The 26,295-nt window shown below is 61.6% G+C and carries 18 protein-coding genes; 9 read left to right on the forward strand and 9 right to left on the reverse strand.

Annotation, left to right across the window (positions count from 1 at the left end; genetic code table 11):
* Nucleotides 1–63: 63 nt before the first annotated feature.
* The 3 genes from creD to creB all read right to left on the reverse strand — a co-directional run bounded on the left by creD (nucleotide 64) and on the right by creB (nucleotide 3,619).
* A complete protein-coding gene (gene creD, locus FEM01_RS15765; RefSeq protein ID WP_138220417.1) occupies nucleotides 64–1,392 on the reverse strand; it encodes a cell envelope integrity protein CreD in 1,329 nt (442 codons plus the stop codon).
* A gap of 110 nt (nucleotides 1,393–1,502) precedes the next feature.
* Nucleotides 1,503–2,939, reverse strand: coding sequence for a two-component system sensor histidine kinase CreC (gene creC, locus FEM01_RS15770; RefSeq protein ID WP_138220418.1), 1,437 nt, complete (start codon nucleotides 2,937–2,939; stop codon nucleotides 1,503–1,505).
* A complete protein-coding gene (gene creB, locus FEM01_RS15775) occupies nucleotides 2,939–3,619 on the reverse strand; it encodes a two-component system response regulator CreB (protein ID WP_138220419.1) in 681 nt (226 codons plus the stop codon). Before creB ends, creC begins: the two co-directional genes overlap by 1 nt.
* A gap of 359 nt (nucleotides 3,620–3,978) precedes the next feature.
* On the opposite strand from creB, the gene glnA reads away from it, so the two are divergent.
* The 4 genes from glnA (at nucleotide 3,979) to ntrC (ending at nucleotide 8,870) form a co-directional block, all read left to right on the forward strand.
* On the forward strand, nucleotides 3,979–5,385 hold the full coding sequence (gene glnA, locus FEM01_RS15780; RefSeq protein WP_054884259.1) for a type I glutamate--ammonia ligase: 1,407 nt from the start codon (nucleotides 3,979–3,981) through the stop codon (nucleotides 5,383–5,385).
* A gap of 150 nt (nucleotides 5,386–5,535) precedes the next feature.
* A complete protein-coding gene (aroQ, locus tag FEM01_RS15785) occupies nucleotides 5,536–6,084 on the forward strand; it encodes a gamma subclass chorismate mutase AroQ (RefSeq protein WP_138220420.1) in 549 nt (182 codons plus the stop codon).
* A gap of 267 nt (nucleotides 6,085–6,351) precedes the next feature.
* The gene (glnL, locus tag FEM01_RS15790; RefSeq protein ID WP_138220421.1) at nucleotides 6,352–7,437 is read left to right on the forward strand and encodes a nitrogen regulation protein NR(II); all 1,086 of its coding nucleotides are present in this window, start codon (nucleotides 6,352–6,354) and stop codon (nucleotides 7,435–7,437) included.
* The gene (gene ntrC / locus FEM01_RS15795) at nucleotides 7,434–8,870 is read left to right on the forward strand and encodes a nitrogen regulation protein NR(I) (protein ID WP_138220422.1); all 1,437 of its coding nucleotides are present in this window, start codon (nucleotides 7,434–7,436) and stop codon (nucleotides 8,868–8,870) included. The genes glnL and ntrC overlap by 4 nt, the downstream gene beginning before the upstream one ends.
* A 485-nt stretch (nucleotides 8,871–9,355) precedes the next feature.
* Here ntrC and FEM01_RS15800 read toward each other — a convergent pair whose 3' ends face one another.
* Nucleotides 9,356–9,793, reverse strand: coding sequence for a hypothetical protein (locus tag FEM01_RS15800; protein ID WP_138220423.1), 438 nt, complete (start codon nucleotides 9,791–9,793; stop codon nucleotides 9,356–9,358).
* Here FEM01_RS15800 and trmL point away from each other — a divergent pair.
* Nucleotides 9,792–10,253 (forward strand): tRNA (uridine(34)/cytosine(34)/5-carboxymethylaminomethyluridine(34)-2'-O)-methyltransferase TrmL, encoded by a 462-nt coding sequence (gene trmL, locus FEM01_RS15805; protein ID WP_138220424.1) that lies wholly within the window; start codon nucleotides 9,792–9,794, stop codon nucleotides 10,251–10,253. The genes FEM01_RS15800 and trmL overlap by 2 nt on opposite strands.
* 61 nt (nucleotides 10,254–10,314) lie before the next feature.
* On the opposite strand, the gene secB is transcribed toward trmL, so the two are convergent.
* From secB to FEM01_RS15820, 3 genes are read right to left on the reverse strand one after another with little or no spacing between them, the layout of a single operon-like run.
* Complete coding sequence (gene secB, locus FEM01_RS15810) at nucleotides 10,315–10,797, reverse strand: protein-export chaperone SecB (protein ID WP_138220425.1); 483 nt, start codon at nucleotides 10,795–10,797, stop codon at nucleotides 10,315–10,317.
* A gap of 40 nt (nucleotides 10,798–10,837) precedes the next feature.
* Entirely contained in the window at nucleotides 10,838–11,092 is a 255-nt protein-coding gene (gene grxC, locus FEM01_RS15815; RefSeq protein WP_138220426.1) for a glutaredoxin 3, read from the reverse strand.
* A 1-nt stretch (nucleotide 11,093) separates the two neighbouring features.
* Nucleotides 11,094–11,507, reverse strand: a complete 414-nt coding sequence (locus tag FEM01_RS15820; RefSeq protein ID WP_138220427.1) for a rhodanese-like domain-containing protein — start codon at nucleotides 11,505–11,507, stop codon at nucleotides 11,094–11,096.
* Between the two features lie 207 nt (nucleotides 11,508–11,714).
* On the opposite strand from FEM01_RS15820, the gene gpmI reads away from it, so the two are divergent.
* From gpmI to FEM01_RS15840, 4 genes are all read left to right on the forward strand, one after another.
* Nucleotides 11,715–13,250, forward strand: coding sequence for a 2,3-bisphosphoglycerate-independent phosphoglycerate mutase (gene gpmI / locus FEM01_RS15825; RefSeq protein WP_138220428.1), 1,536 nt, complete (start codon nucleotides 11,715–11,717; stop codon nucleotides 13,248–13,250).
* A gap of 148 nt (nucleotides 13,251–13,398) precedes the next feature.
* Nucleotides 13,399–14,697, forward strand: a complete 1,299-nt coding sequence (locus FEM01_RS15830; protein WP_138220429.1) for a murein hydrolase activator EnvC family protein — start codon at nucleotides 13,399–13,401, stop codon at nucleotides 14,695–14,697.
* Nucleotides 14,698–14,782: 85 nt separating this feature from the next.
* Nucleotides 14,783–16,117, forward strand: coding sequence for a S41 family peptidase (locus tag FEM01_RS15835; protein WP_138220430.1), 1,335 nt, complete (start codon nucleotides 14,783–14,785; stop codon nucleotides 16,115–16,117).
* Between the two features lie 8 nt (nucleotides 16,118–16,125).
* Complete coding sequence (locus tag FEM01_RS15840) at nucleotides 16,126–16,893, forward strand: divergent polysaccharide deacetylase family protein (protein ID WP_138220431.1); 768 nt, start codon at nucleotides 16,126–16,128, stop codon at nucleotides 16,891–16,893.
* 5 nt (nucleotides 16,894–16,898) lie between these two features.
* On the opposite strand, the gene FEM01_RS15845 is transcribed toward FEM01_RS15840, so the two are convergent.
* On the reverse strand, nucleotides 16,899–21,563 hold the full coding sequence (locus tag FEM01_RS15845) for a dermonecrotic toxin domain-containing protein (RefSeq protein ID WP_138220432.1): 4,665 nt from the start codon (nucleotides 21,561–21,563) through the stop codon (nucleotides 16,899–16,901).
* Nucleotides 21,564–21,715: 152 nt separating this feature from the next.
* On the reverse strand, nucleotides 21,716–26,011 hold the full coding sequence (locus FEM01_RS15850; protein WP_346763674.1) for a dermonecrotic toxin domain-containing protein: 4,296 nt from the start codon (nucleotides 26,009–26,011) through the stop codon (nucleotides 21,716–21,718).
* Between the last annotated feature and the right edge of the window lie 284 nt (nucleotides 26,012–26,295).

Below are 26,295 nucleotides of genomic sequence, written 5' to 3' on the forward strand. Positions count from 1 at the left end.
GTCTTGCCGGAAACAACTGGCCGATTCTCAGGGCCAACCATCGCCCGATCTCACGATCCTCCCTCATACCCCTCTCCCCACCCGCGACCAGTCCAGCCGGCGGGTCAGCACCATGAACACACCGAGCAGCCCGAAGCACAGCAGCGAGCCCATCAGCAGCGCGTAATCCTCAGCGCTGAGCAATCCGTAGAGCATGCCGTACAGCGCCGCCAGCCCCGCCGCGAAACCCACCCCGCGCCCCAGACTGCGCAGCACGTGACACAGGTAGAAGCCGATCAACAGCACGCAGGCCGAAGCCGATATGCCATACGCCAGGCCAAAGCCCAGGTGCTCGGACAACGACAGCAACAGCAGGTAGAAAAACGCCAGGGCCACGCCCACCAGGATGTACTGCACCGGATGCACGCACAGGTGCTTCAATACCTCGAACAGGAAGAAGCCAGCGAAGGTCAGGGCGATGAACAGCAGCGCGTACTTGATCGCCCGCTCGCTCTTGAGGTACTGGTCCACCGGGTCGACGAAGCTCACGCCAAAACTCGGATCGGTGAACGCCGCGCAACGCTCGACCGTCGTGCACTTGCGCAGGGCCTCCTCCAGGTTGGTGGCGAAGAACGAGGTCTGCCAGTGGGCACTGAAGCCCTTGTCGTCGATGGCCCGACGCGTGGGCAGGAAGTTGCCGACGAAGCTTGGGTGCGGCCAGTTGGCGCGCATGTCCACGGTGCTGGTGCGCCCCACCGGCAACACGTACAACTGGCCGGTGCCTTGCAACGCGAGGTCGAAGCTGTAGCTGAACGCGCGGGCCTGCTGAACATCGAGCGAGGCCAGCGCCACGCGGACTCCGCCTGGCATCCAGTCCAGGCCCGTGCCGGCCTCGAAGGCCAAGCGCTGCTCGTTCAGGCTCAGCTCCAGGTTGTTCTCGATACCGCGGATGTCGCTGATGCCGACCACCAGGTACGGCTTGTCGAAACGGTAGTCGTCGTAATCCTTGTCGATTCCCCAGCGCTCAGGCAGCGTGAAGCGGCCACTGATACGGCTCTTGGCGTGGAACAAGCGGGCTTGGTAGATGCCGCGTGCGCGCAGTTCGGTTTCGACGCCGACATCGGCCTGGAAGGTTTCTGGGAGAAAGTACAGGTTACCGGTGACCGTGGTGGTTTCCTGGGTGCTGTGCCCGTCCTTGTCGATCCAGCGGCGCTCGTACTTGCGATACGGCACCACCACCAGCGGGCCACTGATCTGCTGGGCGAAGGCCGAACTGCGCGCGATATCTTGCAGGACTACGTCACGCAGGCGCTGACGCTCATCGATCAGGCCGCCGATCATCAAGAGTGGAATGAGTAGCAGCAGGATGAGCACGGCGATGATGCCGAGCTTGAATCCGAGGGTTTTGTTCATGGGTAAGGCTCCGTTTGCGATGAGGGCAGTGTCTGCCCGCTGCATGGAGCCTTCGAGGTGGGTGTGTGGGATTTGTGTGGAGAATCAGCCGCGCAGGCGCGCCCATATGCTCATGAGCCTAACCGCCGTGCCGGCAGCCACAACCTGACGCGCACCCCACCCTCGACGTTATCCACCGCCAGCGTCCCGCCATGCAGCTGCATCACCTCGGCGACAAAATTCAGTCCAAGCCCCGTACTCTTGCGCCCAGTGCCGGGCCTTGGCAGCGAATAGAACCGCTCGCTGAGCCGCCCAAGGGCGTACCCGGGGATCGCCTGGCCCTGGTTGAACAGGCTCAGCGCCACCCGCTCGCCCTCGCGCTCCAGCTCGAACAGCAGCTTCCCTCCGGGCGGGGTGAAATCCAGCGCGTTGTCCAGCAGATTGGCCAGCGCCTGGCGCATCAGGAAGGGGTCGCAGCGCAACGAGGTACCCGCCGCGATGCGCTGGTTTACCTGCAATCCAGCGCCGTGGATGCGCGCGGCCTGAGCCAGCAGCAACTCATCCACCAGCCCCGCCAGCGCCACCTGCTGCTCGTCCTCCAGCGCCTGCATCTGCTCGACCCGGGCAAGGTCCAGCAGGCGCTCGATCATCTGCTGCAAGCGCTCGCTCTCGCGCTCGATATTGCCGGCGAAACGCGCCCGCTGCTCGGTCGGCATCTCGCCTTGAAGCAGCTCGCTGGCCCCGCGAATGGCCGCCAACGGGCTCTTCAGCTCATGGGTGAGGGTATGCACGTATCGCTCAACGTAGGCCTTGCCCTCCAGTTGCGTGCGCATGCGCTCCACCGCCTTGGCCAAGTGCGCCAGTTCACCTCCCTTGTAGTAGGGCACCGCAGCCCGCTCACCCTCGCTGACCGCCTGGGCATAGCGCGCCAGCCGGCGCAGCGAGCGCACCAGCCACCACGACAACCCGGCACCGACCAACAGACCCAGGCCGATCAAGCCCAGACCAAGCGTCAGCAGACGCTGTTCGGAGCGGTCGATGTAGGGCTGCAACGAGCGGTTGGGCTTGGCCACCGTCACCACACCGATGATCTGCCCATCGTCGAGGATCGGCGCCGCCACGTGCATCACCGAGGTGCTCTCGTCATCCGCCACGCTGCGAGTGGAACGCGCGCCGTACTGGCCACGCAGGGTCAGGTAGACGTCGTTCCACTTCGAATAGTCCTGGCCCAGGTCCTGCCCGCTGGAGTCCAGCAGCACGATGCCGTGGGCATCGGTGACGTAGATACGGTGGCTGACCTCGGTTTTGGCCAGGCCCCAGATCTGTGCACCAGGGCTGCGCAGGCCGTAGGCCTTGAGCACCTCGGGCAAGCGGCTTTGCCCCAGCGTGCCGTGCTTGACGTCATCGTGGAGGATTTCAGCCAGCAGGTTGGCGGTGTCCACCAGGGTCTCTTCCGAGGACTGACGCACCACCGGGCGGATTTGCTCGCGCACGGTGTTGAGCAAGAAGTAACCGGCCAGCCCGACGAACAGGAAGTACACCAGAAAGATACGGATGCCCAGGCGCATCAGGCGTGTTCCGGGCTGTAGCTGTAGCCCAGGCCGCGATGAGTCTGGATCGGCTCGGCGTCAGCAGCGACCTGGCGCAGCTTGGCGCGCAGGCTCTTGATGTGGCTGTCGATGGTACGCTCGTAGCCCACATCCGAGGCCACGCCCAGGCCATCGAGCAGTTGCTCGCGGCTGAACACCCGGCGCGGTTGCTCCAGCAGGCATTGCAGCAGGCGGAACTCGTGCCGGGTGAGGGTCAGCGCCTGGCCTTGGTAGCGGATGCGCATCGCCAGGGTGTCGAGCTGGAACGGCGATGACTCACCAGCCGGCTCGGGGCGTGGCGCCATGCGCTTGAGGATGGCGCGCACCCGCGCAGCCACCTCGCGCGGACTGAACGGCTTGACCACATAGTCATCGGCACCGATCTCAAGTCCCAGGACGCGGTCGATCTCAGCGTCCCGAGCACTGAGGAACATCACCGGCACCTCGCTGAAACGGCGCAGTTGGCGGCAGGTCTCGAAGCCGCTGATATCCGGCAGACCGATATCCAGAATCACCAGATCTGCGGGGCGCAGGCGCTGCTGTTCGACGGCAGCACTGCCCAGGCTCACCCAATCGGTGCTGTGACCGTCGGCCTGCAGGGCGTAGACCAGGGTGTCGGCGATGGAAGATTCGTCTTCGACGATGAGGATATGGGGCATGGCATCCGGCCTTGCAGGAGCAAAGCTGGATTTTCAGGGGGATTCGACAAAGGTGGCAAGCAGCGCGCTGCGCGCGGTGTTACCCAGCGCTGTGCCCTCAAACAAAACACGCCACGCACAAGGCGCACCATTTAAGTGCGCATAGCCAAAATAACGCCTCTTAAGTGTGCGTTTTCTCCACGCACCCTCCGCATAGATGCCCGTAAACGCCCCCTTTTATCCCGCACTCGCCATTTTCGGGCACTGGCATGCAATTTGCTCCCTTGTGAGGCAGGTAAGCTTGGCCGACTATCCGCGCCCGGCGACACCCTTTTTCCAGGGCAGCGTTCTGTCGCACCCTAGACCATCCGGAGGACAACATGTCGAAGTCGGTTCAACTCATCAAAGATCATGACGTCAAGTGGATTGATCTGCGTTTCACGGACACCAAAGGCACTCAGCATCACGTGACCATGCCGGCGCGTGATGGCCTGGACGAAGACTTCTTCGAAGTCGGCAAAATGTTCGACGGTTCCTCCATCGCTGGCTGGAAAGGCATCGAAGCATCGGACATGATCCTGATGCCGGTCGACGAAACTGCCGTACTGGACCCGTTCACCGAAGAACCTACCCTGATCATCACCTGCGACATCGTCGACCCGTCGAGCATGCAGGGCTACGATCGCGACCCACGTGCGATCGCCAAGCGCGCCGAAGAGTACCTCAAGAGCACCGGCATCGGTGACACCGTATTCGCAGGTCCAGAGCCAGAGTTCTTCATCTTCGACGAAGTGAAGTTCCAATCCGACATCTCCGGCTCGATGTTCAAGATCTTCTCCGAGCAAGGCTCGTGGATGACTGGCGCTGACGTAGAAGGCGGCAACAAAGGCCACCGCCCAGGCGTCAAAGGCGGCTACTTCCCGGTTCCGCCGTTCGACCACGACCACGAAATCCGTACTGCCATGTGCAACGCACTGGAAGAAATGGGTCAGACCGTCGAAGTTCACCACCACGAAGTGGCAACTGCCGGCCAGAACGAAATCGGCGTCAAGTTCAACACCCTGGTGAAGAAAGCTGACGAAGTACAGGCCCTGAAATACGTCGTGCACAACGTTGCCGACGCCTACGGCCGCACCGCTACCTTCATGCCGAAGCCGCTGTACGGCGACAACGGCTCGGGCATGCACGTGCACATGTCGATCTGGAAAGACGGCAAGAACACCTTCGCAGGCGAAGGCTACGCCGGCCTGTCCGACACCGCCCTGTACTTCATCGGCGGTATCATCAAGCACGGTAAGGCCCTGAACGGCTTCACCAACCCGTCGACCAACTCCTACAAGCGTCTGGTCCCAGGCTTCGAAGCCCCGGTCATGCTGGCCTACTCGGCCCGCAACCGTTCCGCCTCGATCCGTATTCCATACGTCGGCAGCCCGAAAGCGCGTCGTATCGAAGCCCGCTTCCCGGACCCATCGGCCAACCCGTACCTGGCCTTCGCAGCCCTGCTGATGGCTGGTCTGGACGGTATCCAGAACAAGATCCACCCAGGCGATGCTGCCGACAAGAACCTGTACGACCTGCCGCCTGAAGAGGCCAAGGACATCCCGCAGGTTTGCGGCAGCCTGAAAGAGGCCCTGGAAGAGCTGGACAAAGGCCGTGCGTTCCTGACCAAAGGCGGCGTGTTCTCCGACGACTTCATCGATGCCTTCATCGAGCTGAAGAGCGAAGAAGAAATCAAGGTCCGCACCTTCGTGCACCCGCTGGAATACGAGCTGTACTACAGCTGCTGATCCCATCGGCGCCTGGCGCCGGTGACATCAGAAAGACGGCCTTCTTCGGAAGGCCGTTTTTATTTGTACCTACCCGCGTTTCAGAAACTGCCTACAAGCAGTTCCCACACCAGCGCCCACACTCAGACCTCCCAGCACAAGGAGATCTGCATGTCTGCCTGCCACGCCCTACGCGCGCTTTGCCTGCCCCTGCTACTGGGCAGTTGCAGCGCCTCGACAGCACCGCACAATGAACTGCTGCCACTGCTCGTCGCCATCGAGCAACGTCTGGAACTGGCACGCTCGGTCGCCCACCACAAATGGGAACACGCCTTAGCCGTGGATGCTCCAGCGCGCGAACAACAGGTGCTCGCACAGGTTCGCCGCGCCGCCCCCGACTACGGCCTGAGTCCCGAACGCGCCGAAACCTTCTTCGCCGACCAGATCGAAGCCAACAAGCTCGTGCAATACGCCCTGCTCGATCGCTGGGCAGCGCGCGGTCAGAACAGCCTGTCGAGCACACGCGACCTGACCCATGAACTGCGCCCGCGACTGGACAGTTTGCAGTTCACCCTGCTCAACGAGCTGGCAGCATTGGACCGCCAGCCGCCAGCGGACTGCCCGCGCGCACTCGCCAACGCACTGATTCGGCGCACCCAGGACCCGCTGCGCCACCTGGCCCTGATCCGCGCCACCGGACAGCTGTGCAAAAAACATTGAGGCCGGCAATGCTCTATATTGGTGCATGAAAATCACCAAGCACTCAGGGTGCACACCAAAAAGGGTCGCATGAAACGATAAACCCATGAATCTTGGTCCGAATTTGCGCATTTCGAGGGGTTTATCAGGAAATTCCGCTTCTTTTCGGAGCCTTGGTTTGTTTCTTGCATTTTTTCTGTGAAGAGACTGGCATCAGCGGATTCACCGCATGCGCGGCATTGGCCGCGCCATTGCCTAGCAAGCGCCAAAAGAGGTCAACGACGCCTTATGACCATCAGCGATGCACAGCACCGTCTGCTTCTGGACAACCTGACCACGGCCACGCTCCTGCTCAACGCCGAGCTACGCCTGGAATACATGAACCCGGCGGCCGAGATGCTGCTGGCCGTGAGCGGCCAGCGCAGCCACGGGCAGTTCATCAGTGAACTGTTCACCGAGTCTGCCGAGGCGCTCAATTCACTGCGCCAGGCGGTCGAGCAGGCTCACCCGTTCACCAAGCGCGAAGCCCAGTTGACCTCGCTCACCGGCCAGTCGATCACCGTCGACTACGCCGTCACGCCGATCCTGCATCAAGGCCAGACCCTGTTGTTGCTGGAAGTCCACCCGCGTGATCGCCTGCTGCGCATCACCAAGGAAGAGGCACAGCTGAGCAAGCAGGAAACCACCAAGATGCTGGTGCGCGGCCTGGCCCACGAAATAAAGAACCCGCTGGGCGGCATTCGCGGCGCGGCGCAACTGCTATCGCGGGAATTGCCCAACGACGGCCTGCGCGACTACACCAACGTGATCATCGAGGAGGCCGACCGCCTGCGTAACCTGGTCGACCGCATGCTCGGCTCCAACAAACTCCCCTCGCTGGCCATGACCAACATCCATGAGGTGCTGGAGCGTGTGTGCAGCCTGGTCGAGGCCGAAACCCAGGGCGGCATCACCTTGGTGCGTGATTACGACCCAAGCCTGCCCGACGTGCTGATCGACCGCGAGCAGATGATCCAGGCGGTGCTCAACATCGTGCGTAACGCCATGCAGGCGATCAGCGGGCAGAACGAACTGCGCCTGGGCCGCATCACCCTGCGCAGCCGCGCGGTGCGCCAGTTCACCATCGGCCATGTGCGCCATCGCCTGGTCGCCCGCGTCGAGCTGATCGACAACGGGCCAGGAATCGCGCCGGAACTGCAAGACACCCTCTTCTATCCCATGGTCAGTGGTCGCCCGGACGGTACCGGGCTGGGCCTGGCCATCACCCAGAACATCATCAGCCAGCACCAGGGGTTGATCGAGTGTGAAAGCCACCCCGGCCACACCACCTTCTCGATCTTCCTGCCGCTGGAACAAGGAGCCAACGCCTCATGAGCCGCAGTGAAACCGTCTGGATCGTCGATGATGATCGCTCTATCCGCTGGGTGCTGGAAAAAGCCCTGCAACAAGAGGGCATGAACACCCAGAGCTTCGACAGTGCCGATGGCGTCATGGGCCGCCTGGCTCGCCAGCAGCCGGATGTGATCATCTCTGACATCCGCATGCCCGGTGCCAGCGGGCTCGACCTGCTGGCGCAGATCCGCGAGCATCACCCGCGTCTGCCGGTCATCATCATGACCGCCCACTCGGATCTGGATAGCGCCGTGGCGTCGTACCAAGGCGGCGCCTTCGAGTACCTGCCCAAGCCGTTCGACGTGGATGAGGCAGTATCGCTGGTCAAGCGCGCCAACCAGCACGCCCAGGAACAACAGGCCCTGGAAGTACCCCAGGCGTTGACCCGCACCCCCGAGATCATCGGCGAGGCGCCGGCGATGCAGGAGGTGTTCCGTGCCATCGGCCGCCTGAGCCACTCCAACATCACCGTGCTGATCAACGGCGAGTCGGGCACCGGTAAGGAGCTGGTGGCTCACGCCCTGCACCGCCACAGTCCCCGTGCGGCCTCGCCGTTCATCGCCTTGAACATGGCGGCGATCCCCAAGGACCTAATGGAGTCCGAGCTGTTCGGCCATGAAAAAGGCGCCTTCACCGGCGCGGCCAACCTGCGTCGCGGTCGATTCGAGCAGGCCGACGGCGGTACGTTGTTCCTCGACGAGATCGGCGACATGCCAGCCGACACCCAGACCCGCCTGCTGCGGGTATTGGCTGACGGCGAGTTCTACCGCGTAGGCGGCCATGTGCCGGTCAAGGTGGATGTGCGCATCATCGCCGCGACCCATCAGAACCTCGAATCACTGGTGCAGGCCGGCAAGTTCCGTGAAGACTTGTTCCACCGTCTGAACGTGATCCGCATCCATATCCCGCGCCTGGCTGATCGCCGCGAGGACATCCCGGCCCTCGCCCGTCATTTCCTGGGCCGCGCCGCCCAGGAACTGGCCGTCGAGCCCAAGCTGCTCAAGCCGGAAACCGAAGAGTTCATCCGCAACCTGCCGTGGCCTGGCAACGTACGCCAGTTGGAGAACACCTGCCGCTGGATCACCGTGATGGCCTCCAGCCGTGAAGTGTTGGTGGGCGACCTGCCACCGGAACTGCTCAACCTGCCGTCGGATGCCGCGCCTGTGACCAACTGGGAACAGGCCCTGCGCCAGTGGGCTGACCAGGCCCTGGCACGCGGCCAGTCGAGCCTGCTCGACAGCGCCGTACCCAGCTTCGAACGCATCATGATCGAGACCGCGCTCAAGCACACCGCAGGCCGGCGTCGCGACGCCGCCGTGCTGCTGGGTTGGGGGCGCAATACCCTGACGCGCAAGATCAAGGAGCTGGGGATGAAGGTCGATGGCGCCGATGACGATGAGGGCGACGAGCACTGATTCTCAGCGTTCAGCTGCCTGAACTGGCCATTCGCGGGTAAACCCGCTTCCACAAGACTGCGCAGCATCTGTGGGAGCGGGTTTACCCGCGATGCGTTTAAAGGGCCCTTGATTCACCCTCCGATGCACCGATCCTGTGCCTTCTGCACCTTGCGAAGGCATAAATCCCCTCGAAACCCGGCCAAATCCCCCTCAAAGCCCTGTGTTTCCGGGTTTTTCAAAACTGGCACGCCCCCTGCAATAGGTATTGTATCTCCAGTTTCGGGGGCCTCGGTACAGGCAGGCCGGGATATCCCCCTCTTTAATTCGTAGCGACACCCGCTTCGGGGACCTTGGTACAGGCAGGCCAGGAAATCCCCTTTTTATTCGCAGCCATGCAGCAGCTTCGGGGACCCTGGTACAGGCAGGCCGGGTGATCCCCCTTTTATTCCCAGCGGTATCCGCCTTTGGGGACCTCGGTACAGGCAGGCCGGGACTCCCCTCTTTTATTCGTGCAGGCGCACCTGCACCTTCCAACGCCCCGCGTCCTCTGCACCGGCCCACTCGCCACGCAGGGGACGCGCGGCCACCAGGGTCAGCAGCAAGCCCTTCTCACTCTTCTGCAAGCGCCATCCCACCGGTTTGCCCTGCAACATCAGTTGCCCACGCTGGGGCTTGCCTGAGGCCTGGAACAGCACAGCCACGCTACCCTCGACATTCTCACCATGCAGTTGCGGCTGTTCGTTGAACCACAGGTCCAAGCCGTCCTGCACCACCGCCACCTGTTCGAGCGCACGTTCCTGTGGCACGGTCAGGCGACCTATCATCAGGCCGACCATCACCCCGACGATAGCCAGCGACAGGATCATCCGCGGGAAGGCCTTCGATCGCACGTCCGCTTCGGGGGTAGAATGCTCGTCATCTTCACGCTTGGAGCCGTGCATGTTTCACGTCATCCTCTTTCAACCTGAAATTCCGCCGAATACCGGCAACATCATTCGCCTCTGCGCCAACAGCGGCTGCGCCCTGCACCTGATCGAACCGATCAGTTTCGAGCTGGACGACAAGCGCCTGCGCCGTGCGGGCCTGGACTACCACGAGTATGCCACGCTCAAGCGCCACGAAAGCCTGGCCGGATGCCTGGAAAGCCTGGGCAACCCGCGCCTGTTCGCATTCACCACAAAGGGCTCGCACCCATTCAACGAGGCGGCCTACAAGCCGGGCGACGCGTTCCTGTTCGGCCCTGAAAGCCGCGGCCTGCCGGCCGAGGTCCTGGACAGCCTGCCAGCCGAACAGCGCCTGCGCCTGCCAATGCGGCCAGGCTGCCGGAGCCTGAACCTGTCCAATACCGTGGCGGTGACCGTTTACGAAGCCTGGCGACAGAACGGCTTTGCCGGGAGCTGAGGGTTAACCACCGAACAACAAAAAAGCGCCTCGAGGGGCGCTTTTTCGTGTCCGGCAAACGTTACTGCACGGTTGGCGCTTCGCCAGCCTCCTGCATGCGCTGCATCTCTTGCGCGTACAGGGCGTCGAAGTTGACCGGCGACAGCATCAGGGCCGGGAACGAACCACGGGTCACCAGGCTGTCCAGGGTCTCGCGGGCGTAAGGGAACAGGATGTTCGGGCAGAACGCACCCAGGGTGTGGCTCATCGAAGCTGCGTCCAGGCCTGCGATCAGGAAGATGCCAGCCTGTTGCACTTCGGCGATGAACGCCACTTCGTCACCGTTCTTGACGGTCACCGACAGGGTCAGCACCACTTCATGGAAGTCGCCTTCCAGGGCTTTCTGGCGGGTGTTCAGGTCCAGCGAAACGCTCGGTTCCCACTGCTGGCGGAAGATCTGCGGGCTTTTCGGAGCCTCGAACGACAGGTCGCGCACGTAGATGCGCTGCAGGGAAAATTGAGGAGCGTTCGCGTCGGCTGCGCCGTTGTTCTGTTGATCAGTCATGGCAGATCCTTTTCCTAATGTTCTTGAATGCAGAGCGAATTCAGGCCGCCAGCAGCGCGTCGAGCTTACCCGCGCGCTCCAGGGCATAGAGGTCATCGCAACCACCGACGTGCGTACTGCCGATCCAGATCTGCGGTACCGAAGTGCGGCCGGCCTTCTGGCTCATTTCGGCGCGCACCTGGGGTTTACCGTCGACCTTGATCTCTTCGAACGCCACGCCTTTGCTCTGGAGCAGGTGTTTGGCGCGCATGCAGTAGGGGCAGTAGTCGCTGGAGTAGACGATGACGGGCTTCATATCACTTCACCAGGGGCAGGTTATCGGCTTTCCAGCTGGACACGCCACCGCTGAGCTTGGCAGCGGTGTAGCCAGCCTTGAGCAGTTCGCGACAAAGGGTGCCGGACTGCTGGCCCATTGCGTCGACGACGATCAGGGTCTTTTCCTTGTGTTTTTCCAGCTCAGCCATGCGGCTGACCAGCTTGTCCTGCGGGATGTTCAGCGCGCCGACGATGTGCCCAGCAGAGAATTCCTTGGACGGGCGGACATCGATCACCACGGCCTTGTCGGCGTTGACCAGCGCGGTCAGCTGGCCGGTGCTCAGGCTCTGGCCGCCACGACGCACTTCGTTGACCAGCAACAGGACCAGAAGAACGACGAAGATCGCCACCAGAATGAAGTGATCTGTCGCGAATTGAATCAGGTGAGCAACCATCGGCGGTGTTCCAGGCGATTGAAAATGGCGGCCAGTATACACAGCCCCTTATGACCACCAAAGCCCGCCAGGGCGCCCATGAACCCGGCTGCATGGCGCAAGTCCGAGTGCGCCGGTCGGGCAATGGGGAGGAATATTCGCCGCAGGTGGCGTATTTGCCCTAAAATGCGTGTCTTTATCATCTTTGAACAACCGTGAGTTTGATTGATGACGAGCACGCCTAAACCTCTGGTCCTGATCATCCTGGATGGCTTCGGTCACAGCGAAAAACCCGAATACAACGCCATCTATGCCGCCAACACACCGGTCTACGACCGCCTGCGCGCGACCCAGCCGCATGGGCTGATCTCCGGTTCCGGCATGGATGTCGGCCTGCCAGACGGGCAGATGGGCAACTCAGAAGTCGGTCACATGAACCTCGGCGCCGGGCGCGTGGTATACCAGGACTTCACCCGCGTCACCAAGGCCATCCGCGACGGCGAGTTCTTCGAAAATCCCGTGCTCACTGACGCTGTGGACAAGGCCGTGGGTGCCGGCAAGGCCGTGCACATCCTGGGTCTGCTCTCCGAAGGCGGCGTGCACAGCCACCAGGACCACCTGGTCGCCATGGCCGAACTGGCTGCGCAACGTGGCGCCGAGAAAATCTACCTGCACGCCTTCCTGGATGGCCGCGACACGCCACCACGCAGCGCCCAGTCGTCGATCGAGCTGCTCGACGCGACCTTCGCCAAGCTTGGCAAGGGCCGCATCGCCAGCCTCATCGGCCGCTACTACGCCATGGACCGCGACAACCGCTGGGACCGCGTGCAGGCCGCCTACGACCTGATCGTCGACAGCGCTGCCGAGTACACCGCAGACAGCGCCCTGGCGGGCCTCGAAGCCGCCTACGCGCGTGATGAGAGCGACGAATTCGTCAAAGCCACGCGCATTGGCGAGGCGGTGAAGGTCGAGGACGGTGACGCCGTGGTCTTCATGAACTTCCGCGCCGACCGTGCCCGCGAGCTTTCGCGCGTGTTCGTCGAGGCCGATTTCAACGAATTCCCGCGTGCGCGTCTGCCCAAGCTCGCCGCCTACATCGGTCTGACCCAGTACTCAGCCAAGATCCCGGCGCCCGCCGCCTTCGCCCCGGCCAGCCTGGACAACGTGCTCGGCGAATACCTGGCCAAGCACGGCAAGACCCAGCTGCGCATCGCCGAGACCGAGAAGTACGCCCACGTGACGTTCTTTTTCTCGGGTGGTCGCGAAGAGCCGTTCCCCGGCGAGGAGCGCATTCTGATCCCATCGCCGAAAGTCGCCACCTACGACCTGCAACCGCAGATGAACGCACCCGAGGTCACTGACCGCATCGTCGAGGCCATCGAGCAGCAGCGCTTCGACGTGATCGTGGTCAACTACGCCAACGGCGACATGGTCGGCCACACTGGCGTGTTCGAAGCGGCCGTCAAGGCGGTCGAGGCCCTCGACACCTGCGTCGGGCGCATCGTCGAAGCATTGGCCAAGGTCGATGGCGAGGCACTGATCACCGCAGACCACGGCAACGTCGAGCAGATGGAAGACGAGTGCACCGGCCAGGCACACACCGCCCACACCACCGAGCCGGTGCCGTTCATCTACGTCGGCAAGCGCCCGCTCAAGGTCCGCGAAGGCGGTGTGCTGGCCGATGTCGCCCCGACCATGCTCAAGTTGCTGGGCCTGGAGAAACCGGCCGAAATGACCGGCACCTCGATTCTGGTCGATCTTTAAGCGGCAAGCTGCAAGCTGCGAGTGAAGCGCACCCGGCTTTTTCTTGCAGCTTGCCGCTCGCAGCTTGCCGCTTGTACTACTAAGCGTTTTTTTTGCCGCGACGGGCGGGCATACTAGGCCAGTCTCCATCCCTGGTACGCCCAACCCCATGCTTCGCGCCCTCTTCCTACTCGCCTTGTCATGCCTGCTCGCCCCGGCCTTCGCTGCCGACGAGCGCGCACAGACCCAGCAACAGCTGGACGCCACCCGCCAGGACATCGCCGAGCTGAAAAAAATGCTGGGCAAGCTCCAGGAGGAAAAGTCTGGCGTACAAAAAGACCTCAAGACCACCGAGACCGATATCGGCAACCTCGAGAAACAGGTGGAGGTACTGCAACAAGAACTAAAAAAGACCGAGGGCGAGCTGGAGCGCCTTGATCACGAGAAAAAAAAACTCCAGAGCGCCCGCGTTGAACAACAACGCCTGATCGCCATCCAGGCACGCGCGGCCTACCAGAACAATGGACGCGAGGAATACCTCAAGCTGCTGCTCAACCAGCAGAACCCCGAGAAGTTCGCCCGCACCCTGACCTACTACGACTACCTGAGCAAAGCCCGTACCGAGCAACTACGCACGTTCAACGAAACCCTGCGCCAGTTGGCCAACGTCGAGCAGGACATTGGCCAGCAGCAGACGCAATTGCTCACCCAGCGTGCCGACCTCGACAGCCGCCGTCAGGCGCTCGAAGCCGAACGCGCGAAACGCCAGCAGGTACTGGCCAAGCTCAACAGCGATTTGCAGGCGCGCGACCAGAAGTTGCAGGCCCGCGAGCAGGACCAGGCCGAGCTTGCCCAGGTGCTCAAGACCATCGAGGAAACCCTCGCCCGCCAGGCGCGCGAGGCCGAGCAAGCACGCCAACGCGCGCTGCTGGCCAAGCAGGAAGAAGAACAGCGGCGCAAGGCCCAAGCCCTGGCCGCCGCCCGCGACGATGCGCCCGAAGAGGCCCCGAAAAAGGCCCGCTCCACGCTCGGCCCAGTGGTTTCCAGCGACGGCGCCAGCTACGGCGGTGCATTTTCTGCGGCCCGCGGAAAACTTCCATGGCCCGTCAATGGTCGACTACTGGCACGTTTCGGTGATGCGCGCGGTAGCGATGCACGGGCCAAATGGGATGGCGTGATGATCAGCGCCAGCGCCGGCACTCAAGTACACGCCGTACACGGTGGGCGCGTGGTATTCGCCGACTGGTTGCGTGGCGCCGGACTTCTGGTCATTCTCGACCATGGCAACGGTTACCTGAGCCTGTACGGGCACAACCAAAGCCTGCTCAAGCGTGCCGGCGACGTGGTCAAGGCCGGCGAGGCCATCTCCACCGTCGGTGACAGCGGCGGCCAGGATTCCGCTGGCCTGTACTTCGCGATTCGCCAGCAAGGCCGGCCTACCGACCCTGCGCAATGGTGCCGGGGTTAGGCACCGACTACTTTTACGGCGCGCCGTCACACACCGCGCCGATGCTCCGGCAAGGAGCGCCAACAGGATCAGGAGTTCGTTCGACATGCTGCACTCGCCCCGCCTTACCCAGCTGGCCCTGACCATCGCCCTGGTCATCGGCGCGCCCCTGGCCACTGCCGCCGAGCCGGCCAAGCCAGCCGTTGCCGCCAAGCCGGCGGCGGTCCCGGCCACCGAGGTGACCGCCAAGGCGCCGCTGCCGCTCGAAGAGCTGCGCACTTTCGCCGAGGTCATGGACCGCATCAAGGCGGCGTACGTCGAGCCTGTGGATGACAAGACCCTGCTGGAAAACGCCATCAAGGGCATGCTCAGCAACCTTGACCCGCACTCGGCCTACCTGGGCCCAGAAGACTTCCAAGAGTTGCAGGAAAGCACCAGTGGCGAATTCGGCGGCCTGGGCATCGAAGTGGGCATGGAAGACGGCTTCGTCAAGGTCGTTTCGCCGATCGACGACACTCCCGCGTCGCGCGCCGGCATCGAGGCCGGCGACCTGATCGTCAAGATCAACGGTGCCCCGACACGCGGCCAGACCATGACCGAAGCGGTCGACAAGATGCGCGGCAAGATCGGCGAGAAGATCACCCTGACCCTGGTACGTGACGGCGGCACCCCGTTCGATGTGACCCTCGCCCGCGCGGTGATCCAGGTCAAGAGCGTGAAGAGCCAACTGCTGGAGAACGACTACGGCTATATCCGTATCACCCAGTTCCAGGTCAAGACCGGCGACGAAGTAGGCAAGGCCCTGGCCAAGCTGCGCAAGGACAACGGCAAGAAACTGCGCGGCGTGGTGCTGGACCTGCGCAACAACCCCGGCGGCGTGTTGCAGGCGGCGGTAGAAGTGGCTGACCACTTCCTCACCAAGGGCCTGATCGTCTACACCAAGGGCCGTATCGCCAACTCCGAACTGCGCTTCTCGGCCGATCCGGCCGACGCCAGCGAAGGCGTGCCGCTGGTGGTGCTGATCAACGGCGGTAGCGCCTCGGCCTCGGAAATCGTCGCCGGCGCCCTGCAAGACCAGAAGCGCGCGGTGCTCATGGGTACCGACAGCTTCGGCAAGGGCTCGGTGCAAACCGTGCTGCCACTAGCCAATGACCGTGCGCTTAAACTCACCACCGCCCTGTACTTCACCCCTAACGGCCGCTCGATCCAGGCCCAGGGCATCGTGCCGGACATCGAGGTGCGCCCAGCCAAGCTCACCGCCGAGGCCGACACCGAGAACTTCAAGGAAGCCGACCTGCAAGGGCACTTGGGCAACGGCAATGGCGGCGCCGACCGCCCGACCGGCAGCACCAAGCGCAAGGAACGCCCACAGGACAACGACTTCCAGCTCAGCCAGGCCCTGAGCCTGCTCAAGGGCTTGAACATCACCAAGGGCGACTGATACTCCCCATGCGTTATCTGTTGTGTCTGCTGTGCTGCCTGTTGGCCGGCGTCGCGCAAGCGGCCCCGGCCAGCAAGGCCTACATGAGCATCATCATTGACGACCTAGGCCAGAATACCGAGCGCGACGCACGCACCCTGGCACTGCCGGGGCCGGTTACCCTGGCAATCATGCCCGATACCCCGCATGCCACGGATTTCGCTCGCCAGGCCCACAAGGCCGGCAAGACGGTGATCCTGCACATGCCCATGGATCCGGCCACCGGCCCCTACGCCTGGCACCCCGAGTTACCCTTGCCGGAACTGGCGAGCCGACTGGACGCAGCATTGGCCAAGGTGCCCTATGCCGCCGGCATCAACAACCACATGGGCAGCCGCATGACCTCACAACGCGAGGCCATGGCGTGGTTGATGAGTGAGCTGCAACGCCGCAAGCTGTTCTTCGTCGACAGTCGTACCAGTGCCTCCACGGTGGCCGGCGCCCAGGCCCAAGCTGTGGGCCTGGCGCACGTCTCCCGCGATGTCTTCCTGGACGACGAACGTACGGTCGAGGCCATCGACCGCCAGTTGCGTCTAGGCGTCGAACTGGCGCGGCAGCAGGGCTCGGCCGTACTGATCGGCCACCCCTACCCCCAGACGCTGCAAGTACTGGAGCGTGCGCTGCCTCGGCTGAAGGCTGAAGGGATCGAACTGGTGAGTATTGCGCAAATGATTGCCGAGCGTGCCAATCAGGCCATGCCTGCCCATGGCAAGCATGGCCGCTATAGCAATCGCTAGGCACCTCAGTCGAACGGGATGATGCCTTCGGCCTGCTCCAGGGTGAGCTTGCCTCGGTGCACCCTTACGCCACTGCCGGGTTGGCTGCTATGGCGTCGCTGACCCCAGGTTTTCAAATGGCCAACGGTAAATTCCCGTGCCAGGGCATCATCCGTAGCCACATGGAAGTGCGCTGCCCAGATACTTCGCCCTTTGGTGTCTCCAGGCTGCATCAAACGCTGGATTTCATACTCGTCGAACTTCGTGTGGTTAGCCATGGACCGACGCTCTACGTAACGCACCTTGAGCAGTTTCTGGTCATGCAGAAAACGCAGGGCTTCGGCAGTCGGGTATTTGGTATTGGTGTACAACGTGATCAGCTTCAACTGTTTCTCAGCGTTCAGCTTATCTGCTGCGGCCTCCAGGCTTTTGATCAACGCAGGATTGGCGTTTTCCTCATTGAGCCTAACCGACTCACGGTTGAGCTTTTTCATCTGCTGGTCGAAAAGCTTGATGATCAGCGAGGCCTTGATATCGTTATTGACATAATCAGCCGCCTTGAGCACGAGTGCGTCATTTTCATCCAGCAAGCGTTGCACTTGCATGGCCGTATCGTCGGATAGACCTTCAGGCTCAAGCGGGACTGCCGGTTCCTGACGCTCCTGCCACTCGCCATCACGCCAATCGAAGATGGCAGATACGCTCCGATCGACCGGATCAAGCACTTCAAGCAGGCGCTCCCCCTCTACCTCCCGCTCGGTACCGATCAGAAGCTGCCCTTCGGCGTTGCGCACTATCTGCTGGTGCTCATGCGTGACAGCGTAGGCAACCCGCCTAGGCGTAACTACACCACCCTCTTGCTCCTGGATCGCATCGACCAAACGCGTGCCCGCATCGAGTTTGAGCTTTTCCAGCTCGATGAAATAACCTTCCAGAATTTGAAAGTCAACGAGCTCAGCGTCTTCGTTGACAATACCGCTGTAGTTGAGCAGGGCTGCGGTGTATTCGTCCCAGGCCTCCTGAAGGATGGAAATGCGGTCTTCGACCGACAAGTTGGTGAAATCAAGTTCGCCATGCGCACCTGCCGCATTACGCAGGGCAGTTCCGATCAGTTCATCACGGAGTTGGGCGATACGGCGCTGGCCCATAGGTGCATCGAGGTGCAGGGCCAAGTCTGCAATCACCGTTGCCTGATGATAGCGCAACTGCACAGTGCTGACTCTGCGCTCCTTGGTCAGCTCTGCCGCAGTCACGATCTTCGTATTGCCCAACTTGATCTGTAGATCAGCAGGCGTGTCGCTCAATAGCACATCCAGGTTCTCGGACGCTTTAAGCATGCGATCCTGGAAGGCCCTCATGTTCTCTAGTTTCTGGCGATAAAGGCCATAGGCCTCACGCACCTCGCCTATCGGCTGCCCCTCCAGGCGCTGCTGTAGATCAAAATACTCCTGGTAGTCAATCAGCTCGGTCAGCTCATTGAAAATTAAATGGTTGTTGGCAATTTGCCGGCTCTGACTGTCCTTTTTCCGCGCCACCAACTGCTCATCCAGGCCGACTCGAAAACGTGTGAACTTGGGCTCTTTTAGCCGCTCATAACTCGTCAGCAGTTGTGCATCAAGAGATACATTCCCCTCGATCAGATGAACTGCCTGATCGCGCTTGGCAAGCAGCTGAGCACTGTCTTGGGCGAGACGCTCATCGTAGAGGGCCACCATCGCCACCGAATTATCCAGCGCCTGCCCCTGACCTAGCGACGCTTGCTTGGCCTGCTCTCTGCTCCGCAACGCTTTTAGATTGGAGACTTGCCCTTGCAACTTGAGTACTGCAGGGGATAGCGCGTCGAACTGGTCCGCGTTGCTCCGGATTTGATCAGCGAGCCGGTCGGTTTCTTGTATCAGATTCTCATAACGCTCTTTAAGTCTCGCACGCGCATCGCGTCTTGGCGGCATGCCTCCCGCGAGACGCAGCGAACCATCCACTCGCCAGACACCCGTCGTCGAGGTCAACCACGGCCCGTATCCGCCTTTACCATCCTGCACGCGCACGCCCTCATCAGACACCTCGACGGGATAGGCATACCCTGTCATGGTTGCATACAACTGACCGTCGATCAGGTACAAGCCCGCGTTATCACCGGTGGTCAGCAATGCCGATTGGGACAGCTCAACCCCCGAGCGCATGGCCAGCAGGGCCTGTCGCTGCGCAGGGGGTATCCAGTTGAGCCCTTGGTTGCCACGCCAAGAAAGATCGAGCTGGCGCCCCGGCAATTCCATCAGCGCGCCAACGGTGGCGGCAGGCTCAGTGCGCGGCAACACCGACATTTCGGCGAAGGCACCGCGCTGGGCGGCTCGCCCCTCGAACGCAGAGGCCTCCACAGGTCTGGCGCCACCCTCGACGGGGATGTTGGGTTGTCGGAGGTGCAGCAAACTCATGCCCAGGTTTAAGAGCAAATCCACCACCGCCGCCGATCGATTGAATTCGTTTTGTCGCTCAAGCGCTTGTAGGTCACTTTGCAGCGAGCCCAGCAACTGCGCCAGCCACGCCACGCTGGCCACCGGGCCGCTCAGCACCTGGGTCACGACATCAAACAGCAGCCAGGCCCCTTCGGTAAGTGTCTCCCAGCGCCGTTCTGCGTTGGACGTGGACTGCATGTCCGCGATCTCCACCAGCAAGTCGCGGTTAGCGTCGTAGAGTCTTGCGTCAAGGTCGCGGATCCAGTACTGCACGTGAATCACGGGTGGCTCGGGGCGCTCGGGCAATGCGTAAGGATCGATGCCAATGCTGCTCAGGTGCGGCTCGCTGAAGCCGCCGCGGTCATAAATATGGCGAACCTGCGGATCCATCCAATCCAGGATGCTGTCCTGCAACAGCGGAGACTGCTGAATGTGCTCGAGCAATGCGCCCAAACTTGCGTACTGGCGAAGCGTGTCCTGCTTGTACAGCGGTCGATACAGCAGCACCAGACGAGGCTCAGCGCAGTACAGCAAATACATGCCACGCACCTGCTCATGCCGCGTGGACTGCGGCTGACGCTTGAACGCCAGGGGTATTAGGACCACACGCGGCGATAACGAGTCCTGATGACCGTTGCAGAAATCAACCACCGCCTGCAGACCATCATCGGTGATTTTGCCGTTGAGCTTGGCTGTAAGGGCGCTGAACCACAAGCTGCTGCGCCACTCCCTGGCAAAGCGCTGTAGCCGCAGCGGACGATGCTGCGGGTCATCCAAGTGTTCGGCGACATACACCGGGTAAGTACCGCCAATATCGACCTGACTTACCAAGCGCCTGGCGGCATCGGCATCCAGCCATGCAGGCCCGGCCTCGCCGTTGGCATGACGAATACGTGAAATCGAAGCATTTTTTAGCGCGCCAAGATTGCCGATGGCGAACTCGGTCAGGCTTTTTTCGCCCACGATTTCGATGGGCTCACCACCACCGCTCCCCCCCCCGGATCCGCCAGGCATACCGTGCGCCACGAAGAACTCGAGCATCAGGTCATCGGGCGACGTTTCTTCGTTGTAGTCAAGACGCATCCGGTCGACCAAACGCTGCCTGGCGTAGTGCTGCAAGCTATGCACCCCATCCAACGCAGCAACGCCGTCAGCGTCCAGATTAGCGATTGCCAGCTGATGCAATGCGTACTGGTAAGCGAAGCTGTCACGGCTTGAGCCGGCACTTATCCCCGGGGGCACATGGACCGCTGGAGTATCGTCGGGGTAAGCCGCGAACCACTGCGCCGGGTCGCTCAATTGGGCGAACAGCCGCTCAAGTGCGGCAACGTCGACCAAGCGCCCGTAGCACACCTGCTCGACCTGGGTGAACATAGTCTCCAGCAACAACGCGGCTTGCTGTGCGAACACATCACCCTCGACCGGGAACGCCTGCCAAGCCATTTCATCGAACCGGTAGTTGAGAGCCAATTCGTTGCGCAGGGCCACGGCGAAGGCGCTCATCGACTCAAACCTGCGCACCGTTCCCGAGGGAGCGCACCACAACACCACCTGACGCTCGTCCCACTCACCGGTTACCAGCAAATGGCAGAGCATGTGGTCCCAACGCTCATCACCCGCCTTGAGGCTGGCCTGCACGAAACTCACCGGCGGCTGATCGCTGCCGCCACGCAGCACGCCACGGATACAAGCCTGCTCCTGCGCATCCAGGCCCTGCAAAGACAAACCACGCAACAGAGACGTCCTCAACAACAGCTGGATCCAACGGTCTCGGCTGACACCCGCTTCACCGATTCCTTTCCAGTAATCGAGTTGCGCGTTGCAGAAGTGTTGCGGCAATTGCTCGATCAACGCATTGAGCGATGCGCTCAGGTCAGGGAGCTGGCGCGTATCCAGAGCATGTGTGGAACCGTAGAAGCGGTAGGGCTCGACTAAGCCGAGGTTGTGATGACGCCCTTGCACAGGCTGCAGGTCAACGCTGTAGCTCTGTAGAAAGCCTTGGAGTAGCCAGTCGACGATTGGCTGTGTGGTCCAGTAGGGCGTCGAAGGGTCGGGACTGTCTAACATGAACACATCGGCAGAGGGCAGGGTCGGCTGCGCGAAAGCGAGCCATGGCAGTTCCGCCTGCAAGGCCTTGAGCAACTGTTCGCTGGCGACTTGGCGCAGCGTGGGGCGAGCGCTGAAATGCAACGCAACTGCTCGGTTGAAATCAAATGTAGGGGCGCTGGAAGTAGGCATGCGTATGCTCCTGATTGATGAACAGCCAGCATCACGCTCCAGTTCGCGCTTCAGGTGTTACATATTGCATGCAGAATCGAAAAGGCCCTGCTTGTGGCAGGGCCTTCTTCCAGGGCTTATCACGTGTACACACGCCCAAACAACTGGCTGAATCAGGCTGGGCTGTTCCACAGCTCAGCGAACACAGCCTGCGCCTGCGTCAAACGGCCTCGATGCAACCGCTCGCCACGCTCAGCCAGTGCCTGAGCATCCTGCCAACCCATGAAACGCTGCTCCCACGTTTTCAGATGACCTGCGGTGAACGCCGCCGGCAGCGCATCGTGAGTTGCAAAATGAAAGTGCGCAGCCCAGATGATCTTGCCGGGCTTACCGCCCGGAGCGCCGCGCAGTTGGATCGAATATTCGTCCATGGCTGAACCGTCCTTGAGCAGTTGGCGATTACCTTTGCTCTTGATCAGCAACCGTTTTTGTTCGTGCAAGTAGAGCAAGCCGTCCGCTTCAGGGTAAGGCGTGTTGGCATAAGCCTTGACCAACAGGTCCTGACGCCGCTGCGGCCAACTGCCCAGAACCTCGACCAGTTTTTTGTGGGAGAAACCGCCTTCTTCGGCCAAGGCACCAGCAAGCCTTTCGAGACGATCAATATGATCGTCAACCGTGTTTTTCAGGTCGCGAATGTTCAGGCCTTGGCGGGTGAGTGCCTCCAGTCTCTGCTCCAGCGGTTTATCCAGGGCAAGCTCATCGAGCGCTTGCTTGACCAATTCCGCCCGAGCACCGTCGGGAACCACGGGGACCGGCACACGCTCGATCCAGACCCCCTCCACCAGGTCGAAGCGTTTGAGCACGGCATGCTCAAACGTTCGACCGGCTACCTCGACAACAGGGACACCATCGACATCGACCTCGCGACCTATGGCAATCTGGCCATCGCGGCCATACACCACGCGTTGCTGGGACTGTTCGATGGGATAAGGACGACGCTGGGGCGCCAAGGGGACTCGGCTTTCCAACGCCCGTGTCGCGTCGATCAGCATGGCATTGGCCGACTGCTTCAACGCCTTCATATCCCGCTCGAAGGCCTCCAGCATTGCCAGGTCAACGAACGCACCCCCCTCACGCTTGATGTCGATGGCGTTGATGATCGCGGTGCTGTACTCATCCCACGCCACCTGCAACACTTCGATCCGGTCGGCTGCCGACAGATTGCTCAACGGCAGTTGCGCGTGGGCATTGGAGGCGACACTCAGCGCTGGGCTCATCAGCCGCTCGCGATAGCCCAGCAGCGTCTCGTATGCCCCTTCCTGCTCAAGCCCTAGGGACAGTTCCATGTGGTAAGCAGCCAGTTCGAAGATCATGTCTTGCGTCGTGATCGTACGGTTCGCGATCCAATCGCCGAGGGTAACGGCCTGACCATTACCCTCGGCGGCCGGGACCATTACATGATTTTCAGGCACCTGCACGATGTACTCATCCAACACGGCACTGGCTTCGACCATTTGCTGGCTAAACTCGGCGGCTAAGGGCAAATGCCGCTTGTACTCCATGTAGAGATCCCGCACCTCGCTGATCCGATGGCCGTGGATCGCTTTTTCGAGGCGAAGTAGCTCAGGGGAATCGGCAATCGTCGCCAGCCGCGCGATTATATTGTTGCCGTATCTGACGATCTCGACGCACGAATCCAGTCGCAACGCCGCCAGCATCTCTTTCGAGTGACGAGAAACAAGCGCAGGATGCCGGGTTTTCAACTCGATCGCGCTATCAAGCCGCGTGATCAATTGCTTGTTCTGGTCGATCAACTCCCTTAGCGCTTTCACGTAATTCAGTGTTGCCTCTCGGTATTCAGCCTGCTTGCCGGCGATACGTCCCTGGACATCTGCTACCAACTGAGCACGTTGCTCGGCTTTCTCATCCGGCAACTGACTGAACCTGTCCAGCAGGGCGGCGAGCCTATCGAGCTCAGTTGTCAACTGCTGGATCTTGAGTTGCAGCCCCTGGGTTACCGGATGGCGCGCCTGCAAATCCTTGATCTGCGCATAGCAATCACTCAGCACGCGGTCAAATTGCCCTTGCGGCGCACCCCGTACGCGCCGCCCAGAACCACCAAACAGGAAGCCATCGGCCCTGACACGCCAAACGCCATCATCCACCAGCAGCGGGCCTGGTTCTCCGTGCGGACCAACGATGCGTCGCCCATGATCGTCATGCAACACCTGGTAGGACTTACCGCCGATCACGACATAAAACCGATCGCCCACACGCGCAAGACCGTTGGCCCGAATAGCATTCGTCAAATCAACGTTCGCCACGTAGGGCTCCAGAGTCTTGCTTTGTGCGGCAGGCCCCTGCCCCCAGCCATGGCCTTGCGAAACAGGACCTACCTGCTCGTAGAGCGAGCCAATGGTCTGACTCAAAGCGAATTCAGCCTGGGTCAAGGGTAGAGTGGCCAGGTCACCACGCGGGATGGCCCTGTAGACCGACTCGCCATGCAATACCCGACTGGGGGCGGCAACCTCAGGCTGGCGTTCGTGCAACAACGCCATTGCCACGGCCACGGCGACGTTCGCGCCCAGCAGCGTATCGGAAACACCACGCTCGGCATCGGAGGTTCTTTCGAGAAATGGCGAGAGCAAGCCCACCAAAGCGGCCACGCGCCCTAACAGCCCCGGCAACACGGGTGCGGCCAAGTCGAAGCACAGCCAGCCGAACTGCTTCAGCACTGCCCAGCGATGCTCTGCGTTGGACACCGACTGCCGATCCGCCAGTTCGACCACCGCAGCCCGCTTGCTGGCGAACATGCGCACGTCGATATCGGCCAAATAAGGGTTGAGCCTCAACCTTGGTGGCTCAACGCGCCCAGGCAGGATCGACGTGTCGAAAATCGGTCGATGCAAGTGTGGTTCGAGAAAACCGCCATTGGCATAGATGGCGCGCGCGTCTTCAGGTAACCAGGCCAGCACGCTGTCCTGCAACTCTCCAGGCTGGCTTACGGCAGCCATCAGTCCCGCTTGATCGTTGAACTGCAACAGTGTGCGTTGCGCATACAGCGGCCGATACAGCAACACCACCGACGGTTGTTTCAGCACGATTGCGTACATGCAGGCCACCGTGTCCAGTTGCGGGCGGTCTGACTGCGCCTGAAAGGCCAGTGGGGCGATATCCACATTCTCCTTCAAGTCCCTTGCGCTGCGGCAAAACTCCGCCAGCGCAGACCAGGCACTTTCGCTCAATTGGCCCTCGACCTTCGCCTTCAGGGCATCGAACAACAAGCCCGAGCGCCATTCGCGACCAAACAGCTGAGCGCGCAAGAGGAGTGTGCTGGGCTCATTGAGCACTTCGGCAGCGTGTTGCGGATAGGTACCGCCAATATCCACCTGTTCGATCAGCCGCGTGATGTAGACCGGGTTCATCCAGTCCATGATTTCCTGTTCCTGCCGGTGCCTGATGCCACTGACGACACCGCCAGAGAGGGCGTCCAGATGGCCGATGGCAAGCTCGGTAAGGGTCATGCTGCCCGCATCCTTGAGCGTGACAGGCAATTCTGGGTCCACAGAGGGATCAGGGATGGACACCGAGAGAATCAGGTCGTCCGGGAAGTAGTTGGCTTCGACCGGGTAGTCGGCAAGCAGCTGTTCACGCAGCCGACGCGCCGCATAGGCATGCAGATCTTCCAGATCACCCAGGGAGCTCTGCCCCTTGCTCAGCGCCTGCTCGATCGACGCATCCAGTAAAGCCTGCTGATACTCGAAGCGGTCACGACTGCTGGCGGTGAGCAGCCACTCGGGCAAGGCTGCGGCTGCGCCGATGGGGGCAGAGCGGTCCTCGTTGAGGAACAGTCGCGAGGGGTCACTCAACATCCCCATCACCGCTTCCAGCTCGGCACCGTCGGCCAATGCCGACAACTGAACACCCTCGATATCTTCAAGTAGCAGGTTCAGCAACATGCCTGATTGCTGCATGAAGACATCACCGTCCAAGGCACAACGGCGCCACGTGAGCTTGTCGAACCGGCAACCCCGTGCAAGAGACTCATGCAGGGCCGCGCTCAACGCAGCCAGATCGCCGAAGACGCTGATCGCGCCAGCAGGCGTACACCACAGGATCAGCTTGCGTTCGTCGCGCTCGGCCTCGATCAGCAAGTCCCCCGGCATGAACACCTGCTCGCTGTCGTCAGCGTCCCAGGAAAACGTCAGCGCACTGACTTCAATCCCGGTCCTGCCGAGCAGCACCTCGTTCAAGTAAGAGCGCTCGTCATCCTCCAGCCTGGCCCGCTTGACGCTATCGGCCAAGGTCATGCGCAGCGCCTGCTGCATCCAGCGGTGCCGGCCAACGCCATGCTCATCGGGGTTCGGGCGGGCCTCGGCGTTCCAATAGTCGAGTTGCGCTCGCTGAAAAGCCTCGATCAGCGACGCCAGGATGTCATCGAAAACCGCATTCATTTCAGACAAGCGCATGTTCAAGGCCTGCAAGCCACTGTGCTCGACCACTTCGTCGAGGCCCTTGGCGGGTGCCCCGGTACTCAGGTATTGCGACTCAGTGAATGCCGTAGCCCGGCCTTGCACCAGCCCGTCAAGTAGCACAGAGCCCAAGCCCTGGAGCTCGATCTTGTCATCACGGATGAAGGCCACGCTGAAGCCTGCGACTGAGTCGATCTCGGGAAAATACGTGGGTAACTGCGGATAGCGCTCGACGAGCGCCTGGAATAGTTTGGCATCGAGCACCTGGCGCAACGTCGGGC

Origin of the sequence: Pseudomonas mosselii, assembly GCF_005796105.1 — a bacterium.
Lineage (GTDB): Bacteria > Pseudomonadota > Gammaproteobacteria > Pseudomonadales > Pseudomonadaceae > Aquipseudomonas > Aquipseudomonas mosselii_C.